This is a genomic window from Bacillus sp. WP8 (assembly GCF_000800825.1).
GTDB lineage: Bacteria > Bacillota > Bacilli > Bacillales > Bacillaceae > Bacillus > Bacillus safensis.
Genome location: NZ_CP010075.1, coordinates 1,589,512 through 1,608,994, shown reverse-complemented (window position 1 = coordinate 1,608,994; position 19,483 = coordinate 1,589,512). Strand labels below are relative to the sequence as shown.

Annotated in this window: 14 protein-coding genes; all 14 read right to left on the bottom strand. The window is 42.1% G+C overall.

Annotation, left to right across the window (positions count from 1 at the left end):
• Positions 1 to 91 precede the first annotated feature (91 nt).
• A complete protein-coding gene (locus tag QR42_RS07955; protein WP_039178592.1) occupies positions 92 to 2,197 on the bottom strand; it encodes a glycoside hydrolase family 48 protein in 2,106 nt (701 codons plus the stop codon).
• Between the two features lie 32 nt (positions 2,198 to 2,229).
• Positions 2,230 to 4,080, bottom strand: a complete 1,851-nt coding sequence (locus tag QR42_RS07950; protein ID WP_039178590.1) for a glycoside hydrolase family 9 protein — start codon at positions 4,078 to 4,080, stop codon at positions 2,230 to 2,232.
• A gap of 424 nt (positions 4,081 to 4,504) precedes the next feature.
• Positions 4,505 to 8,818, bottom strand: coding sequence for a PolC-type DNA polymerase III (locus QR42_RS07945; protein ID WP_039178587.1), 4,314 nt, complete (start codon positions 8,816 to 8,818; stop codon positions 4,505 to 4,507).
• 73 nt (positions 8,819 to 8,891) lie between these two features.
• Positions 8,892 to 10,589 (bottom strand): proline--tRNA ligase, encoded by a 1,698-nt coding sequence (locus QR42_RS07940; RefSeq protein ID WP_039178585.1) that lies wholly within the window; start codon positions 10,587 to 10,589, stop codon positions 8,892 to 8,894.
• 80 nt (positions 10,590 to 10,669) lie between these two features.
• Positions 10,670 to 11,935 carry an RIP metalloprotease RseP gene (rseP, locus tag QR42_RS07935; protein WP_087975441.1) on the bottom strand — a complete coding sequence of 422 codons (1,266 nt, stop codon included), beginning with the start codon at positions 11,933 to 11,935 and terminating at the stop codon, positions 10,670 to 10,672.
• Between the two features lie 6 nt (positions 11,936 to 11,941).
• Positions 11,942 to 13,093 (bottom strand): 1-deoxy-D-xylulose-5-phosphate reductoisomerase, encoded by a 1,152-nt coding sequence (gene dxr, locus QR42_RS07930; protein WP_039178581.1) that lies wholly within the window; start codon positions 13,091 to 13,093, stop codon positions 11,942 to 11,944.
• Between the two features lie 39 nt (positions 13,094 to 13,132).
• Positions 13,133 to 13,927, bottom strand: coding sequence for a phosphatidate cytidylyltransferase (locus QR42_RS07925; protein WP_024424148.1), 795 nt, complete (start codon positions 13,925 to 13,927; stop codon positions 13,133 to 13,135).
• A gap of 12 nt (positions 13,928 to 13,939) precedes the next feature.
• A complete protein-coding gene (locus QR42_RS07920) occupies positions 13,940 to 14,722 on the bottom strand; it encodes an undecaprenyl pyrophosphate synthase (RefSeq protein ID WP_039178577.1) in 783 nt (260 codons plus the stop codon).
• Positions 14,723 to 14,851: 129 nt separating this feature from the next.
• The gene (gene frr, locus QR42_RS07915) at positions 14,852 to 15,409 is read right to left on the bottom strand and encodes a ribosome recycling factor (RefSeq protein ID WP_024424150.1); all 558 of its coding nucleotides are present in this window, start codon (positions 15,407 to 15,409) and stop codon (positions 14,852 to 14,854) included.
• A gap of 1 nt (position 15,410) precedes the next feature.
• Positions 15,411 to 16,133, bottom strand: a complete 723-nt coding sequence (gene pyrH, locus QR42_RS07910; RefSeq protein WP_008344767.1) for a UMP kinase — start codon at positions 16,131 to 16,133, stop codon at positions 15,411 to 15,413.
• A 134-nt stretch (positions 16,134 to 16,267) separates the two neighbouring features.
• Positions 16,268 to 17,149: a translation elongation factor Ts gene (tsf, locus tag QR42_RS07905; protein ID WP_034281801.1), complete on the bottom strand. Its 882-nt coding sequence runs from the start codon at positions 17,147 to 17,149 to the stop codon at positions 16,268 to 16,270.
• Between the two features lie 91 nt (positions 17,150 to 17,240).
• Positions 17,241 to 17,975, bottom strand: a complete 735-nt coding sequence (rpsB, locus tag QR42_RS07900) for a 30S ribosomal protein S2 (protein ID WP_024426991.1) — start codon at positions 17,973 to 17,975, stop codon at positions 17,241 to 17,243.
• A 155-nt stretch (positions 17,976 to 18,130) separates the two neighbouring features.
• Positions 18,131 to 18,670, bottom strand: a complete 540-nt coding sequence (locus QR42_RS07895; RefSeq protein WP_039178571.1) for a hypothetical protein — start codon at positions 18,668 to 18,670, stop codon at positions 18,131 to 18,133.
• A gap of 21 nt (positions 18,671 to 18,691) precedes the next feature.
• Positions 18,692 to 19,459 carry a FliA/WhiG family RNA polymerase sigma factor gene (locus QR42_RS07890; RefSeq protein ID WP_024424154.1) on the bottom strand — a complete coding sequence of 256 codons (768 nt, stop codon included), beginning with the start codon at positions 19,457 to 19,459 and terminating at the stop codon, positions 18,692 to 18,694.
• Between the last annotated feature and the right edge of the window lie 24 nt (positions 19,460 to 19,483).

Sequence of the window (19,483 nt, the reverse complement as noted above, 5' to 3'; positions counted from 1 at the left end):
ATAAACTCACCCTTACCTTCATTGGATTGTTAATATTTTCTATTCAAACTGCCGGCTAGAAGCCGACAGCTTGAATTTGACCTTTGATCTCTTAGTTGATCAGACGATGATATTCAGCATAGGCAGTGGCCATATCCACTTGAGACCAGAAGCGGTGATAAGTGAAAACTGGTGCGCCATTCTCCCATTTGCCTGTAGCTTCATTAAATGAAGACTGATATTTACTTTCGAGTGAAGACCACGCTGGATCTTGTTTAATCTTCGGACGAAGGTCAGCAAAACTCGTATAGACCCCATTCCCTCCTCGCTGCGGGTCAGAAGGAACGGTGCTGGCTCCAGGAATCTGATTTCCTTGACCAAATGTCCCGTTCCATCCATTTGGAAAATACACTTCTTTTCTAAAGAAACGGTCATAGTCTTCTCTATCTTCCTCGGTCACTATGCCGACGCCATCATTGTAATTCCATGCAACCTCTAGAAGCTGCGCGGCTGCATCTTTCGCTCTTGCACCAAGCGCTGTATAATCACCTGTTTCCAGCTTTGTGGCTGCAGCAAAGAAAATCAAAGCTTTGGCAAGACTCCCTAATACGCCTGTATCCTGAGTTGGATCTTTTGTGACAGCTGTTAAATTTGGATTTCCTGTTGCAGACTGGAATCCATTCCAAGTATCAGGCTGTCCGCTCCAAGCAATATTTCCAGGTAGCCAAAACTCTCCAGGCGCACTTGTTGCAGCAACCGAAACATTTGTTCCTCCTAGAATTCTCTGTCCTTGCTCATCTAAGAAATAACCCTCTTCATCCGACACAGGACGGCTGCCGATAAAAATATAATCTAATGCATAGTTGACCCATTTTGTTATGGCAGATTTGGCCATTTGGACATTTTCAGATGTTTTGTCGCCATCTTTGACAAAAATATAATAAAGCTCTGCTACGCGCTCCATTGGCCACGCCTGCATTCCAAACCAGTTATTTGATGGTGGATCAAGGTAAACAGGCGCATCTTCATATGCCATATCGTAAAAAGTACTTCTTCCCGCCGGATAAGCGCTATAGTCTCCATTCCAGCTATTGGTTGCGCCTCCTGCTATGGCTCCTTCTTTCGATTGAAGCCATACGTAAAATTCAAGCTGTCTCTTTAAAGTTTTTTCCCAATCGCTTGCCCCGGTAGCAGAAGATGGCTTTAAGCCTCCTTTATCTGAGGATAAAGCATAAGCAGCGACAGGATTTTGATATCCCTGATGACAATGGCTCGCTCCAATACGCCATGACCAGTTTGCATACTCCCCAAGTCCTCCGCCCCAAGAGGTATACCAAGCCATTAAGTAATGACAGGCACCCTTTCCGTTTCCAGGATACGGATTCCCCTGCTTCCCGCTTCCAATCGTTTGAAAATATTTATCGTACATGCCGTAACGAAGGAAATCCCCCATTTTTTTCGCTTTATCAAGATAAGCTGACTGATTATAGCCGAGCTCCTTCGCCCAATACATCGCTTGTATCGCACGTGCATCAGCATCTGTTGCATTCGTATAACGCCACTGAGCAGCTGGAGCTTGATTTTCTTTTGTGAACAAGCTCATAAAGCCTTCATTCGGCTTACCAAAAGATTTATCGTCTTGTGATGGATGAGGGATGGACTCCCATACAGATTCCTGTGGACCACGCTGGAATGTGTTCACATATGCGGCTGTATGTGATGGGTTGAGCAAGTTCCCATAGCCATACCAGTTATCTACGTCAAGGAGCCAGTGCATTAAATACGTTTCATTCGATCCATAGGTTGATTTTAATTCACCATCAATTGGATCTTGACCAGCAGGACGGGCACCGGTTAATTGGCTTGGGTATTGATCCGGAATTGGTTTCTCTGCTGCATATGTGGCTGGACTGGACGGATTATAAGCATTCATATGCGGCTGCTCATCATGCCCATCTTCATTGACTGGGATGATGTACTTCTCCATATTGTCCCAAGCTGCCTCTAATTTGCTCCAATCCCCTGTGTAATGTCCGTACAGTACCTCAAGCCATAGCCAATAGCTATACGCTTCTGAAGTTGTCATATGTCCGTAATCAGGCGCTTCGCAAATGAGCGTCTCGATTGAATGATACGGAATTCCTTCTGGTGAAAAATATCCATTCGCATCGCTTTTGATTTGATGATAAAGCGTTAAAAACCGTTCTTTATTTGACAAGACCTTCACCCTTTCAATAAAATCGTTGATTTTTATTTGTCTGGAAGTGTGCCAAATACTAAAGCACCATCGTCAAAGACAGGAATCTTCGTTGTTTTTTGCATAGTGGATGTTAATCCTTGATAGGAATAATCATTTGAGGCATCCCATATATTCGATCCATTTGGAGCAGATATTCGAAATTGTATTTCCTTCTTATGCTCAGATTCTCCTCTAGGAGAAATAGCTACGCCGGTAAAATCAATTTCTGCAAAATAGACGCGAGCTGATGCGTCATATACCTTTAAAGGCGATAAGGAAGCGCCTTCATTGTAGGCTGCTGTCACCTGAATATCCTTTTCAGTCAATCCCTTTGCAAAGACCTCGCTCAGATTAACGTAATATCTGAAGGAGAGTGTTTGACTGGTTCTTGCCGGCCAGCCGGACCTGTTGTACAGCACTGCTTTCACTTGAGTAGATGTTGTATCGTTATGCATCACAGCTGCCTCTACAAAGAACTCATCCTCCACCTGTTCTTTAGGCGGGAAATTTGGCAGCTTTGATTGGCCTTGACCAAAGAGCTGCACCATTTTGGCGATATTTCCAGTAAAGGCGGCATTATAATCAGTCGCCACTTCGTTAGATATATAATCAGAGATGTCATCGTCATATTGATCCTGTGCATTAGGACCTCCAACAAGCGCTCCATAAAGTGTGTGCCGGTGATTTGGAGGGATTGTCAGCTGGTTAGACCATGAGCCATGTGCAGTACGATGGTGCGGGTGCTTCGGCGGATTCTGGCCAAACCCAACGACGTAGCTTCTATTCAGCGGATTATCACCTAACATATAGTGAGTTTGCTTGATCGCAAACGATTGGTATCGATTCTTCTTTTCTTGATCAGATACCCAATCAGCATAAACAAAGGCTAAAAATGCTGCATTGGCGGCATAACGAAGTGAACCCCATTGATCTAGCCATGCCAAACCACCAGGCGTATAGGTGATTCTTTCTACTTTTCCATTTTGAACGAGGCCTGTGGTCCAGTAATCAAGATTGCGCTCAGTGGATTCTATAAATCTGTTCTCTTTCGTGATTCTTGCAAGTAAGATTTGTGAAGCAAAAAAAGTATTGTCCCATGACATGGTAAACGTATAATCCCAATCCTCCGGCCATTCCTCTACCGCTTTTAATGCTTGGTTTAAATAAGTTTCTTCATTTGTCGCCAAGTACAGCCAGATTCCGCCCCAAATCAGTTCGTCAACATAGCCGCTCCAGGAGTTGTAAAATGGCTGCGCATTGGTGACACAATCTGAATATTTGCCGCGATACTTGTCAGCAAATGCATATAGCTGTTTAGCGTGCGTCAAAAGCTTTGCCGCATAAGACGCATCTGTTTCTTTAAAAATGATAGAACCTGCTGCTAAAGCCGCCGCAGTTTGTGCAGCTACTTCTGTTCCAGGACAATGTTCATCAATTTTAAAAGCTGGCCGGTTCATCGGCATCACTTCTGCTGGTCCCCACCAAGCATGATCAGCATTTCCATCACCTACTTGCGCCCAAAATTCATTCGGGCCCGTATGTGCTTTCAAAAAATAATCCGTTGCCCACTTGATTTGATCTAGTATCTCATCAAGCAGCTCCGCCTCTTCATAAGCTTCCCGGTATTCATATACTGTCCATGCAAGCACGGCTGCTGAATAAGCCATCGGAAGTCCAAATTTCACATGATCTCCTGCATCATACCAGCCGCCGGTTAAATCATGCCCAACATCCTTCCCGTCCTCTAGCCCAGAATCTCCCCGCCAGTTAAGACGATTGTTTTCCGGAAGCCGGCCTGACCGCTGCGCTTCATAAAAAAGCATGGATTTTTGTAAAACCTCTACATAGTTGTAAGATGCCATTTCTCTATTGCTCACCCCTTCTTTTTAGTGAAACATTGATCAATAGACGCACCGCCTCCTTTTGATACTTCGTTTCGTGATCTGTACAGTTTTGAAAAGAATCAAATATGTTTCAAAAATAAGCATAGTAAACAGCAATCAGCTTTACGCTCATCGAAGTTTTCTCTTGATTCTCCTTCTGACTGTACCCAGAATGATCATATGTCGCTTAAGAACATTTCAGACGGCGAAATTCTCTTTTGAGCTCTATTTGGGTAGAAAGAATGACATACAATCTCTTCTCTTAAAACATCACGCTAAATCAAGATATATGAATGGATATGAAAATAATTCCAGTTGATGAAAAATCTTTATTAGTTAACATAATAATATTATTGTATACATAGAAAAGAACGCCCTTTTAAGGGCGCTCTTATTCATCACATTAGAATAAAGAAAGCTGATTTTGATCAGGAAGTGCTTCTAAACAGCCTTGACGATCTAAATACTCAAGAATAGTCTTTGAGACTTTTCCACGCTTTTGTAAATCTTCTTTTGAAAGGAATTCCCCATCTTGCCGCGCGCGGACAATATTTAATGCAACGTTTGTACCGAGTCCAGGGATCGAGTTGAATGGCGGAATTAATCCGTCTCCATCAATGATAAACTCTGTTGCACTTGAGCGGTAGAGATCCACTTTTTTGAAGTGGTAGCCTCTTTCACACATTTCAAGCGCAAGCTCTAGCACAGTTAATAGGTTCTTTTCTTTCGGTGATGCATCTAAACCTTTTGAATTAATATCATCCATAACGGCTCGGATTGCATTCGATCCTTTTGTCATCGTTTCAATATCAAAGTCATCCGCACGAACGGTAAAGTAAGCCGCATAGTACAGGAGTGCATGATGCACCTTGAAATAAGCAATACGAACAGCCATCAATACATATGCAGCCGCGTGGGCTTTAGGGAACATGTATTTGATCTTTTTACAAGAATCAATATACCAGTTTGGTACATTATTATTCTTCATTTCTTCTTCCCATTCAGGAGGAAGCCCCTTTCCTTTACGAACAGATTCCATGATTTTAAAGGCAAGTGACGGCTCTAAGCCTTGATAAATGAGATAGACCATAATATCATCACGGCACCCAATGACTTCACTTAGTTCACACGTTTTATTGTGAATGAGCTCTTGTGCGTTTCCGAGCCATACATCCGTACCGTGTGAGAGTCCAGAAATCTGAACAAGCTCTGAGAAGGTCGTTGGTTTTGTATCCTCTAGCATTTGCCGAACAAATCTTGTTCCAAATTCCGGGATACCGAGTGTACCTGTTTTACAGCCTATTTGCTCTTCTGTTACACCTAGTGGCTCTGTCCCTTGGAAAATCTTCATGACTTCAGGGTCATCTGTTGGAATCGTTTTTGGATCGATTCCGCTCAAATCTTGAAGCATACGAATGACCGTTGGATCATCGTGCCCAAGAATATCCAGCTTGAGCAAGTTATCGTGAATCGAATGGAAATCAAAATGTGTCGTCTTCCAATCAGAACCTGTCGCATCTGCTGGGTATTGAATAGGTGAGAAATCGTAAATATCCATATAATCCGGCACAACGATAATCCCGCCTGGATGCTGGCCCGTTGTCCGTTTTACCCCTGTACAGCCTTGTACAAGCCGGTCGATTTCAGCACCTCTCATATGAAGGTTATGATCCCCTGCATAGCCTTTCACATAACCGTATGCTGTTTTTTCTGCAACGGTGCCAATCGTACCTGCTCGGTATACATACTCTTCTCCGAACAACTCTTTCGTATAGTTATGCGCGATCGGCTGATATTCGCCTGAGAAGTTCAAGTCAATATCAGGAACTTTGTCTCCTTTAAAGCCTAGGAACGTTTCAAACGGAATATCATGTCCGTCTTTTTTATACGGCGTACCACATTCAGGACAATCTTTATCAGGAAGGTCAAAGCCTGAACCAACAGATCCGTCATTAAAGAACTCAGAGTGCTTACAGCTTGGGCATACATAATGAGGTGCAAGTGGATTTACTTCAGTAATCTCTGTTAATGTCGCAACAAGAGATGATCCGACAGATCCCCTTGAACCAACAAGATATCCATCATCAAGTGATTTTTTTACGAGCTTATGAGAGATTAAGTAAATAACGGCGAAACCATGACCGATAATACTTTTTAATTCTTTCTCAATGCGGTCTTCTACGATTTTCGGCAGGTCATCTCCGTAGATACTGCGCGCCATTTGATAGCTCATTTCCCGTATTTCTTCATCTGCACCTTCAATTTTTGGTGTGTAAAGATCATCTTTGATAGGTTTAATGCTTTCGACCATCTCAGATACTTTTTGCGTATTTGTTACGACGATCTCTTTCGCTTTTTCGTCTCCTAGGAAGGAGAACGCTTCGAGCATTTCATCTGTCGTTCTAAAATGAACTTTTGGCAGTTCATGTCGGTTCAGCGGATTTGCTCCACCTTGTGATGAAATTAAGATTTTACGATAGATTTTGTCTTCTGGATGCAGGTAATGTACATTTCCAGTCGCCACAACTGGTTTATTCAGCTTTTCGCCAAGTTTGACAATGTTTGTGATGATTTCTTTTAACGCACGTTCATCTCGAACTAGCTCAAGCTGCAGCAGGTGCTGATACACTTCTGGCGGATGTACCTCTAAATAGTCATAAAATGCTGCAATGTCTTCCACCTCATCAGGTGACTTTTGCATCATTCCTTCAAATACCTCACCCTTATCACAAGCAGACCCAACAATTAAACCTTCTCGATATTTCTCAAGCTGGGAGCGTGGAATACGCGGGACACGGTAGAAATAATGAATATGAGAAAGTGAAACAAGCTTAAATAAATTCTTAAGACCTGTCTCATTTTGAGCAATCAAAGTTGCATGGTAAGGACGTGAGCGCTGGTAAGCATTCGACTGCCCCATGTTTTCATTCAATTGATCGTGATAGGCAATCTCTTTTTCAGCCGCATCTTTTAGCATCTTCAGCATGAGATAGCCTGTCGCCTCTGCATCATAAATCGCTCGGTGATGCTGCGTTAGTTCAATATCAAACTTTTTACAGAGGGTGTTCAGCCGGTGATTTTTAAATTCTGGGTAAAGGAAACGGCCAAGTTCAAGTGTATCAATGACAGGGTTTGACGCTTTATCTGTTTTTAAGAGGCGTTTATACGCTGCATTTAAAAAGCCCATATCAAAGCTCGCATTGTGCGCAACAAGAATATCTTGTCCAATCCATTCTTTGAAATCCCGTACGACGTCGACGACATCTGGTGCATCTCTCACCATATCATCGGTGATACCTGTTAATTCGATGGTTGTCGCTGATAACGGGTGATGGGGATTTGCAAACGCCTCAAAGCGGTCAATGATTTCCCCGCCTTTGATTTTCACTGCTGCCAGCTCAATGATCGTGTCATAAACGGCTGAAAGTCCAGTTGTCTCTACGTCAAATACGACATATGTCGCATCCTCTAACAAGCGGTGCTCTGGGTTATATGCAATCGGTACCCCGTCGTCCACTAAATTGATTTCCACACCGTACATCATTTTGATGCCATGCTTTTTACTTGCTGCATACGCATCCGGGAAGGATTGTACAACGGCATGATCTGTCAGGGCAATGGCTTCATGTCCCCATTTTTTTGCTTGTTCAACAAGCCTGCCGATGCCAGTGACAGCATCCATTTGGCTCATAGGTGAATGTAAATGAAGCTCCACACGCTTTTCACCCTCAGGTGCTGTATCTTCTTTCAGCTGCGGTTTCATTTCATTGACATCATTAGCGATCATGACAAGATCTCTGACAAACGTATCATTTTGAATGCTTCCTCTTGCTTTCACCCACATGCCTTTTTTCAATGATTTCATCAGCTGAGCATCTTCTTTTTCTCTTGCAAACATTTTGATCAATATACTATTTGTATAATCAGTGATCTTAAAGATACAAAGCGTTCTCCCGCTTTTCAGCTCACGGGTTTCTGCATCGAATACGTAGCCTTGAACGGTGATTCTTCTTTCCTCGTCCATGATACTGTCAAGCGTACGAATTTCTTCATTGTCTTTGATTTGATAGCCAATCATCAGAGGGCCTGACGGAGCTTCATCCTGCTCCTCACTTTCTTTCTTCTCCATCTCAGTGAGGGCTTGCATGGCTCTTTCTTGATCTTCAGCAAGCTTTTGTTCTCTGAACTTCTGAATCTCTTGATCTGATACAAAAATTTCTGTATCGAATTGCAGCTCTGGAAAACCTACTTGTTTAAATGCGGCCTGGAGCATCGGGCTGTACTTCTTCTTAATAGCGAGTGCCTCTGTTTCGCTTTTCGTTTTAATGATGATTTTATGACCAGACAGCGATGGCTTTTGCTGCTGAAGCAAACTGATGATTGGGGGAGAAATTCCTTGAAGTTCTTCCACACAATGTGACCAGTACGATTGTACGAGTTCTTCAGAGATGTGCGGATCACTCACTTCAATCGTACAAGTAATTTGTGCAATATGAGAAAATGCATTTGTCAGTCTGCTGAGAAACATGGCGTATACTTTGTAAGGCAAAAGAGCCTTAAATTTAAAAAGGAAATGCCATGTTTTCGTCGCTTTGTGCACCGTCAATTTGACGATTTCTCCTTCTTCAAAGTAACGACTGAGGTCATCATCTGTCATTTGAATCTGATTGAGTAATATATGAAATTGCCGCCGTGTGATCGGTAATTGTTCATCCAAGACAGGACCCTCCTTTTGTCAATCAGAAAGGTACCTCTTTTCTACAGGAGGTACCTTCATTTTTTTGTTCGTTTTATGCTTGGCGTATAAATGAAATCAGATCATCAACAGATACTTCATGTGATTCACCTGATTTTCTAAACTTCACTTCAACAATACCTTCTTCTGAACGTTTACCGCAGCTAATGCGAATTGGCAGTCCAATTAAATCACTGTCTGCAAATTTCACTCCTGCACGCTCCTGGCGGTCATCGAAAAGTACGTCAAAGCCTTCATCTTCTAAGCGCTCGTACAACGTTTCAGCCAGTTCTTTTTGCGCATCGTTTTTCATATTTAATGCAAGGAGGTGAAGGTCATATGGTGCCACTGTTTCCGGCCAAATGATTCCTTTCTCATCATGATGCTGTTCAACAATCGCTGAAAGAGTTCTAGAGATGCCGATGCCATAGCAGCCCATTATCATTGGCTGTGCACGTCCATTCTCATCAAGGTACGTTGCATCCATTGACTCAGAATAACGAGTGCCAAGTTTAAAGACTTGTCCTACTTCAATCCCTTTTGCAAACTGGATGGTGCCTTCCCCGTCTGGAGAAACATCTCCTTCTTGAATCAAGCGAAGATCTGTGAATTCTTTCACTGACACATCACGTGCAGGGTTGACATTGACATAGTGATAATCCGCTTCGTTTGCACCAGCGACTGCATTTGTCATTCCCTTCACAGCAAGGTCCGCATAAATATCGACTTCTGCTTCCAGTTTAACAGGTCCAACAAATCCAGGCTCAGTTCCAATGACTTCTAGCACTTCTTCGCGTGATGCTAGTTCGACAAGCTGTGCTCCTACTAAGTTTTTCACTTTCACATCATTTACTTCATGATCGCCTCTAGTAAGGATGAGAACATACGCATCATCTGCTTTAAACAAAACAGATTTCATGCATGCAGAAGGATCAACTTCTAAAAATTCAGCCACATCTTGAATTGTTTTCGCTTGCGGCGTGTGGACTTTTTCAAGCTCTTTGAAGTCCGCAGGGTTTGCTTCATCTCCGTGATATACAGCCTCAGCCATTTCAATGTTCGCAGCATATGAGGAAGTATCAGAATAAGCGATGGTATCCTCTCCGACCTCTGAGAGTGCCATGAACTCATGTGTATCTTTTCCGCCCATTGCCCCAGAATCTGCAATGACTGGTCTAAAGTTGAGACCCACTTTTGAGAACACATTAGAATAAGCTGTAAACATTTTGTTGTATGTCTCGTCAAGGCTTTCTGGTGAAGAATGGAATGAGTATGCATCCTTCATAATAAATTCACGTCCGCGCAGCAGTCCAAAGCGTGGTCTCTGTTCATCACGGAATTTTGATTGAATTTGATATAGAGTTAAAGGTAGCTTCTTATACGATTTCACTTCACTGCGTACTAGTGATGTAATCACTTCTTCGTGGGTTGGACCAAGCGCAAATTCGCGGCCATGGCGATCCTTCATACGCATCAGTTCTGGACCGTATGTATACCATCTTCCTGACTCTTGCCACATTTCTGCCTGCTGAAGCACTGGCATTAACAGCTCAGCTGCGCCTGCCTTTTCCATTTCCTTGCGGACGATGGATTGAATATGCTGAATGACTTTATGCGCAAGCGGCAGATAATGATAGATTCCACTTGTATTTTGTCTAATAAATCCAGCTCTTACTAAGAGTTGATGGCTTTTTGCCTCAGCATCTGCCGGCACCTCTCGAAGAGTTGGAATGAAAGTCAGGGATTGTCTCATGTCGTTACACCTCATTTATGAAATAGGACTTCTCACAAAAACTCTTGTTTCCCGGAATGAGAAACAAGAGAGAATGGTTTTTATAAAAATAACCGCTGAATGTCATTCCACGTTACCACTAACATTAACAGCATGAGGAAAGCAACACCAATAAAGACAACAAGTGCTTCTTTCTCACGATTAATTGGTTTACCGCGAATGGCTTCAACAAATAAGAATAGTAAACGTCCTCCGTCTAATGCAGGAATCGGTAACAAATTCACGATGCCTAGGTTGATACTGAGGAACGCCGCAAACTGCATTAATGTTAACACACCTTGTTTGGCTACTTCTCCTGTCATGTCATAAATTCCAACAGGACCTGCTAACATATCTAGTGAAAATTGTCCTGTGACAATTTTTTGCAAGTTCGTTAAGATCAGACCTGCCGTTGAAATGACGGTTGTGCCTGAAGATGAAATGACTTTCAAAAATCCATTTTCCGTTGGCGGATATGATCCGAAACGGCCAATGCTTTTTCCGTCAGCTTTCACAGCTTCTGGTACAACCTGCACAGTACTTTCTTTGCCGTCTCGGTCAATGACGACATTCATTTTTTTCTCAGGGTTCTTTTGAACTGTTTGAACGACGTCTGTCCAAGAATTCATTTTCTCGCCGTTAATGGACACGATGTGATCTCCCTGCATCAGTCCAGCTTCCGCCGCTCGTCCATCTTTTGTCAGCTTACCGAGTACAGGATCATCAACGGTTACCCCTTGGATAAAGCCTAAAGCAACCAAAATCACATACGCCAGGATAAAGTTCATAATTGGTCCAGCTGCGATGGCTTTAATTCTCTGCCAAACTGTTTTTGAACCAAATTGACGATTGTATGGTGCAATTTGAATTTCTTCACCATCTGCAATATAGAAGCTTGTTTGACTGACATTGTAGCCAGTCAGAATATCTTCATTTCCAGCTTCATATCCCGAGATTCTCATGGCATGATCTAAATCGATCTGCTCCACTTCGATGACAAGTGCATCAGGATATTTTTCTTTATCATTTAAAATGATCTTTTCTACTTCATTTTGCTCATTGAATAAGAGCCCCACTGTATGACCTGGTTTAATTTCGATGACTTCTGGGTCTTCTCCAGCCATTTTCACAAATCCGCCAATAGGGAGGAGTCTAATGGTATAAACGGTTTCCTTTCGTTTAAAGGAGAAAATCTTCGGCCCAAAACCAATTGCGAACTCGCGGCATAAAATCCCCGCGCGCTGCGCCATAATTAAATGGCCAAGCTCGTGGAAAAAAACGAGCGTTCCAAAAATAATAATAAACGCAATCACTGTATTCACGAACATACCACCTTATGTGAGGATTGATTGAACAAAGTCTCGTGTATCTTTGTCCACTTCATGGATATCTTGCAAACTAGGCGTTGAAATCACATGATGTCTAATTAGTGCCTTTTCAATCAATTCTTCAATTTGCAGGAACGTTACTTTGCCTTTCAGAAATGCATCGACTGCTATTTCATTTGCTGCATTAAGTACAGCAGGCATTGTCCCTCCTATTTTACCTGATTCATAAGCAAAATGTAAGCAGCGATACCTGTCAAAATCCGCTTTTTGGAAATTCAATTGTCCAATCTCCCAAAGGTTCAATGATTTCGCTTCTTGTAACGGCGCCCTGTCAGGGTATGTGAGTGCATATTGAATAGGCACTCTCATGTCAGGTGTCCCTAACTGAGCCATGACGCTTTTGTCGTGAAATTCCACCATCGAATGGATAATGCTCTCTTTATGTAGCAGCACATCAATTTGTTCATAAGGGATATCAAACAACCAATGTGCCTCAATCACCTCGAGCCCTTTATTCATCATCGTCGCTGAATCAATGGTGATTTTCGCTCCCATCGACCAGTTCGGGTGGTTCAGCGCTTCTTCAACCGTAACACCTTCAAGTTCAGTTCGTTTTTTATCTCGGAAACTACCACCTGAAGCTGTCACGATTAAGCGTTCAATATTTTTAGCTTGTTCACCTTGCAGGCATTGAAAAATAGCGGAATGCTCACTATCGACAGGAAGTAAAGGTACATCATATGTTTTAGCGTACTCTTTTACTATATGACCAGCTGTTACAAGTGTTTCCTTATTTGCGAGTGCAATCGTCTTTTTTTGTTCAATGGCCTTTAATGTTGGAACAAGTCCAACACTTCCTACAAGTGCATTTACCACTACGTCCACTGCATCATAGGTCGCTGCCTCGATGTTGGCTTCATCACCAGCAGCCAGCTTCACACCGTATGCAAATGAATGATTTTTTAGCATGCGATAGGTTTCTTCGTCTACACAGCCAACGAATTCAGGCTGAAAGCGCTCAATGATCGGAATCGCTTTTGCTATATTTCTGCCAAAGGTCATGGCTTTCAGCTTAAATTTGTCCGGGTGCTGCCTGATCACATCTAACGTTTGTTCTCCAATTGATCCTGTTGCGCCTAATAGCGAAATATATTTCAAATTGCCACTCCTTCTCTCGTTCAATAAGTTTCTATGAGGTTAGCTGGCAAACGTTGCGAGCAGTAAGTATAAAAACGGCAGAACGAATAAAAAGCTGTCAAACCTGTCCAAAATTCCGCCATGGCCAGGGAGAATTGTCCCTGAATCCTTCACGTGATAATGACGCTTTAAAGCAGATTCCACTAGGTCGCCAAGCTGTCCAAAGATACTGAGTAAAAGAGTAATAAACATCACAAGCAGATATGATGGCAAAAATCCTGTAACCGCTTGAAACACAAGTGACAACACGACCGCTGTGACGATTCCGCCGATAAATCCTTCTACTGTTTTGTTTGGGCTGATTTCAGGCCAAAGCTTTCGTTTCCCCATAGATTTCCCAATAAAGTAGGCTCCTGAGTCAGTAGACCAAATAATCACTGCTGCGAAGAAGATCGCACTCATGCCATATAAGCCTCTAATTTGGATAAAATAATAGAAACTAACGCCAATATATAATGTGGCTAATACAACAAAAGCAACCTCATCGAATGTGAAAGAGTTTTTGCTCAAAACTGTATAAGTTAAAAGTATTAAGACTGCGAATAAAGCAATCTGCATTTTTGATGCGTCCACGTTTGGGAAGAAACTGTTGTCTCCGCCCATTAAAAGCCAAAGCAATATTAAGCTGACAATACCAGGAAAGCTGAAAATCGAGATTTTTTTCATTCTTAAAAGCTCAAAGAGAGCGACACTTCCCATTAAATAAATCAGCAGGGTAAATGGCATCTGTCCATATATCACAGCAAGTAAAAAGACTGCAGCTGCCAAAACACCCGTCAAAATTCTTTGTTTCATCTGCACCACCCTCTAAATTCCACCGAACCTCCGGCCGCGGCGCTGGTACTCTCCAATAGCGCCTATAAGGTGCTCATCAGAAAAGTCAGGCCAAAGCACATCCGTAAAGACAAACTCGCTGTAAGCAATTTGCCAAAGCATAAAGTTGCTTAATCTAATTTCTCCACTCGTGCGAATGAGCAAATCCGGATCTTGAAGAGATTCTGTCATTAAATAAGCTGAAAACATCTCTTCTGTGATGTCTTCTGCTTGAAGCTTACCTTCTTTGACCATTTCAGAAATTTGTCTGCATGCGGAGACGATTTCTGTGCGCCCTCCATAGTTGAGCGCAAAATTCAAAACGAGTCCGTCGTTATTTGCCGTACTCTTTACTGCATTCTCTACCGCTTTTTTCGTATGCTGCGGGAGGCCGTCTGGATCACCTGTTAAACGCACACGGACATTCTCCTCGATGAGTTCAGGCAGGTAGATGTTTAAAAATTCTTCAGGAAGTTTCATTAAAAAGTCTACTTCTAGTTTTGGACGTTTCCAATTTTCCGTAGAGAAAGCATACAAAGTCAGCACTTTGACATTCAGCTCATTTGCAAGCTTTGTCATGCGCTTGACGACTTTCATTCCTTCATGATGACCTGCTACCCGTGGAAGAGCACGTTTTTTCGCCCATCTTCCGTTCCCATCCATGATAATGGCGATATGTTCAGGAATTTCTCCATTTAATATGTCTTCTTTTGTCAGGCTTTCTAAGTTGGAAGCTGCTGTTTGCTGATTCTTCCAATTTTTGAGTATATTGAGCATGAGATTCCTCCATCACCCAAAAAGGTTGCGTTCCCGCTAATAATATAGTCATCAACAGTATTAACAAAAAAACCCCCTGTAAACATGAAGAGGGTCTTTTCACTATTATCTATTGTACATAGTTTTTTCTTAAACTTCCATGATTTCTTTTTCTTTATCTTTCGTCACGTCATCAATTTTAGCGACATATTCATCTGTCAATTTTTGGACATCCTCTGTCGATGATCTTAATTCATCTTCAGTGATCTCCCCATTTTTCTCAAGCTTTTTCAAATCATCGTTTGCATCACGACGAACGTTACGAACAGCTACTTTTGCTTCTTCTGAGTATTTTTTCACTACTTTCACAAGCTCTTTACGTCTTTCTTCTGTCAGCGCAGGAATCGCAATGCGGATCACATTTCCGTCACTTGTTGGCGTGATGCCAAGATCAGACTTTTGGATCGCTTTTTCGATATCACCGATTGCTGTTTTATCGTAAGGTGTGATAATCAGCATACGTGCTTCTGGCACTGTGATTGACGCAATTTGGTTAAGAGGTGTTTGTGCACCGTAATAATCAACTGTCACTTTATCAAGCAGTGAAGCATTTGCACGGCCTGCACGAACAGTTGCAAGCTCACGTCCGTATGCTTGTACAGCTTTTTCCATTTTTTCTTTCGTTTGGTTCAACACTTCTTTTGACACGTTATTTCCCCCTCACGATCGTTCCGATTGATTCGCCATTTACGGCACGTTTAATATTTCCTTCTTCCATAATGGAGAAGACAATTAATGGAATGTCATTGTCCATACATAATGAGGACGCAGTAGAATCCATTACAGCAAGCCCTTCTTTAAGTACATCAAGATATGAAAGCTTATCATATTTTACTGCATCCGCATCTGTACGAGGATCAGCACTGTAGACACCATCTACATTATTTTTCGCCATTAAAATGACATCTGCTTCAATTTCTGCTGCACGAAGTGCTGCCGTAGTATCTGTAGAGAAATAAGGGTTACCTGTTCCAGCAGCAAAAATGACGACACGTTTCTTCTCAAGATGACGGATCGCTTTTCTTCTTATGTATGGTTCTGCAACCTGTCTCATTTCAATAGAGGTTTGCACTCTAGACTGAATGCCAAGCGTTTCTAGGCTGTCCTGTAACGCCAGTGAGTTCATCACTGTTGCCAGCATCCCCATATAGTCTGCTGTTGCACGGTCCATTCCTAGATCACTGCCTGTCTTTCCGCGCCAAAGGTTTCCTCCGCCTACAACGACTGCAACTTCAACATCAAGCTCTGCAATTTCTTTTACTTGCTTAGCAATGGATTGAATGACAGTTGGGTTAATTCCATTTCCAGCATCACCCGCTAGTGCTTCGCCACTTAGCTTCAGTACAATGCGATTATATTTCGGTTTGCTCATGATAACCTCCAAGTGTATACTATACCGTCTCTTATTATGCGTAAGAAACTGCCTTTTGTAAATCAATATCCTCTAAAAAATAGGGAACACAGTGCTTGTGCTCCCTAAAAAAGCCCCAGAGAGCTTTTCAAACATTATTTTTTCACTTGGCTCATAACTTCTTCAGCAAAGTTGTCTTGACGTTTTTCGATACCTTCGCCCACTTCATAGCGAACATAAGTTTGAACAGTTGCGTTTTTCGCAGCTACAACTTGTTTCACTTTTTCATCTGGGTTTTTAACGAACGCTTGGTCAAGTAAGCAAATTTCTTCGAAGAATTTGTTTAGACGGCCTTCTACCATTTTAGCTACGATGTTTTCAGGCTTTCCTTCTTGAAGCGCTTGCTGAGTTAATACTTCACGCTCACGGTTTGCTTCTTCTTCTGACACTTGGTCACGAGAAATGTATTTAGGGTTTACAGCTGCAACGTGCATTGCGATGTCTCTTGCAAGCTCTTCGTCAGTTGTTCCGTTAAGAACAGCTAACACACCGATACGTCCGCCCATGTGCAGGTAAGAACCGAATGCAGCATTATCTTCTTTTGTGATGACAGAGAAACGGCGTAGAGTGATTTTCTCTCCGATTTTCGCAATTGCAGATGTGATATGCTCTTCAACTGTTGAACCATTTTCCATTTTAGAAGCATGAGCTTCTTCAATTGTTGCAGGTTTAGCAGCAAGCAAATGATCAGCAAGTTCGTTAAGAAGTGCTTGGAATCCTTCGTTTTTCGCAACGAAATCAGTCTCAGAGTTCACTTCTAGGATGACGCCTGTGTTGCCGTCAGTTTTGATAAGAGTTAATCCTTCTGCCGCAATACGGTCTGCTTTTTTCGCAGCTTTTGCGATTCCTTTTTCTCTTAGAAGGTCGATTGCTTTCTCGATGTCACCATCAGTTTCTGTTAACGCTTTTTTACAGTCCATCATACCTGCACCAGTTTTTTGACGCAGTTCTTTAACTAATTGAGCAGTAATTGCCATTTTACATTTCCTCCTTCTATGTTAAAACACGGATTACTAGGTGAAAAAAAGGTGATAAAAGGCATTTCCCTCTTATCACCTTTTGAATAGGTTACGCAGTTGTTGTTTCAGTTTCTGTCGTTTCTTCTACAACAGCTTCTTCTTCGCCTTGTTTAGACTCAAGAATTGCATCTGCCATTTTAGCAGTTAGAAGTTTTACAGCACGGATTGCATCATCGTTTGCAGGGATCACAACATCAATTTCGTCTGGATCACAGTTTGTGTCAACGATACCGATGATTGGGATATTCAATTTACGAGCTTCTGCAACTGCAATACGCTCTTTACGAGGGTCGATAATGAAAAGTGCATCCGGAAGACTCTTCATGTCTTTGATTCCGCCTAGGAATTTTTCAAGACGCTCTAATTCTTTTTTCAGTTGAACGACTTCTTTCTTAGGAAGAACTTCGAATGTACCGTTTTCTTGCATTTTTTCAATATCTTTTAAACGTTTAATACGTTTTTGGATTGTTTCAAAGTTTGTTAAAGTTCCACCAAGCCAGCGTTGGTTCACATAGAACATACCAGAACGGATTGCTTCTTCTTTCACTGAATCTTGTGCTTGCTTTTTCGTACCAACGAAAAGGATTTTTCCTCCGTCAGCAGCAAGGTTTTTCGTGAAGTTGTAAGCTTCCTCTACTTTTTTCACCGTTTTTTGAAGGTCGATGATGTAGATACCGTTACGCTCTGTAAAGATGTAACGCTTCATTTTTGGGTTCCAACGGCGAGTTTGGTGACCGAAGTGAACACCAGCTTCTAGCAATTGTTTCATAGAAATAACTGACATTTTGTTGCCTCCTAATATAATGGTTTTTTTTCCTCCGCTTAAGTCATATTCACATAAAACTGCGCCACGGCAGCACCTTCATACGAATCATTAAGCGTGTGTATTTAACACCAAGAAATAATATAACACATGATGGACTGACAATCAAGAATCCTTTACAGCTTTCCGCTAAATTTTAATAAAAGCTCGATTTCTGTCTTGCCAGTTTTCATTTCTTTCGCTATTTCTTCTAGTGATCGCCCTTCATCATATAAGGTCTTCACTTGATCTTCGAATGTTTCTTCTATTTCACTTTTAGAAGGCAGAGAAGCCTCTGTTTCAAGTTGTGGAACGGGTTCGTTTACCTTCTCTTCCTGCACCTCAACTTCGCTAAGAAGAGCCGACAGGTGCTCTGGTACGGGATCTTCACTTTCGACCGATTGCTGGGATTCAATTGGTGGTTGTGGCTGCTTTGGTGTCTGAAGATCCGATTTCAGCTCTTCAGCAGAAAAATCAGGGGAAGCGGCTGCCACTTTTGTTAGTTTGTCATTCTCTTCTTTGACTTCCATCAAAAATGCAGCCAGGGTATTTTCCGTTTCTTCTAGAAGTTCTCGCTGTTTTTGTTCTGTTGCCTTCAGCGAATTCATTCTCGTATATAAAATAATCACAAAATAAATAAGTGCAGCATGAAGCATGAAGCTAATCAGCCATAACATATTTTTTCACTCACTAACTCTTTAAGATTGAATGGCTTTATCAAGCAGATGCTTAAGCTTGAACAAGGCCTTTGAATGAATTTGCGAAATGCGCGAGGTAGATAAATTGAGCACTTGACCGATTTCCGTTAATGTCAGTTCTTCTTTATAGAAAAGACTGATCACAAGCTTTTCTTTTTCAGAAAGCTCAGTGATTTTTTCAGAAAGCTGTTCAATTAATTCATCTTTCAGCATTTTCTCTTCTGGAGTCACAGACTTCTCGTCGCGAATCATGACTTGGACGTTTTCTCCGTCTTCTTGATCATGCAGCTTCTCATCGATTGAGAGCAGATTTGCAAAGAATCCTTCATTCATCGTTGTGACAACATCTTGTTCACTCATGCCGAGTTCCTCAGCCACCTCTGTCGGCGTCACATTACGCAAATAACGCTGTTCAAGCTTTTCAATAGCCGCTTCTACTTTTTTTGTTTTTTCTCTTGATGTACGAGGCAGCCAGTCCTCTTTACGAAGACCGTCGATGATGGCCCCGCGGATTCTGAAGGATGCATATGTATCAAACTTCAGATCTCTTCCGGGATCAAATTTTTCAAGGGCATCATATAAACCGAGCATCCCTAGACTGATCAAGTCTTCTTTATGCACTGACTTCGGGAGACCGATGGAAATTCTTCCAACATGATATGTGACGAGCGGCATATAGCGGCGCATAAGATCATCTCCAGCAGCAGGGTCTTTCCACTCTTTCCATCTAGCCCATAGCGCCTGATCTTCGTAATTTAAGGATTGCATCTTTATCCCCCTATACTTCCTTAG

Bases quoted from the DNA above. Each gene is read 5' to 3' on its own strand.
- QR42_RS07940 (WP_039178585.1), bottom strand. From the start codon at position 10,589: ATGAGACAATCCCTGACTTTCATTCCAACTCTTCGAGAGGTGCCGGCA.
- QR42_RS07895 (WP_039178571.1), bottom strand. From the start codon at position 18,670: ATGTTATGGCTGATTAGCTTCATGCTTCATGCTGCACTTATTTATTTT.
- rpsB (WP_024426991.1), bottom strand. From the start codon at position 17,975: ATGTCAGTTATTTCTATGAAACAATTGCTAGAAGCTGGTGTTCACTTC.
- QR42_RS07890 (WP_024424154.1), bottom strand. From the start codon at position 19,459: ATGCAATCCTTAAATTACGAAGATCAGGCGCTATGGGCTAGATGGAAA.
- QR42_RS07920 (WP_039178577.1), bottom strand. From the start codon at position 14,722: ATGCTCAATATACTCAAAAATTGGAAGAATCAGCAAACAGCAGCTTCC.
- QR42_RS07925 (WP_024424148.1), bottom strand. From the start codon at position 13,927: ATGAAACAAAGAATTTTGACGGGTGTTTTGGCAGCTGCAGTCTTTTTA.
- QR42_RS07950 (WP_039178590.1), bottom strand. From the start codon at position 4,080: ATGGCATCTTACAACTATGTAGAGGTTTTACAAAAATCCATGCTTTTT.
- rseP (WP_087975441.1), bottom strand. From the start codon at position 11,935: ATGTTCGTGAATACAGTGATTGCGTTTATTATTATTTTTGGAACGCTC.
- pyrH (WP_008344767.1), bottom strand. From the start codon at position 16,133: ATGAGCAAACCGAAATATAATCGCATTGTACTGAAGCTAAGTGGCGAA.
- tsf (WP_034281801.1), bottom strand. From the start codon at position 17,149: ATGGCAATTACTGCTCAATTAGTTAAAGAACTGCGTCAAAAAACTGGT.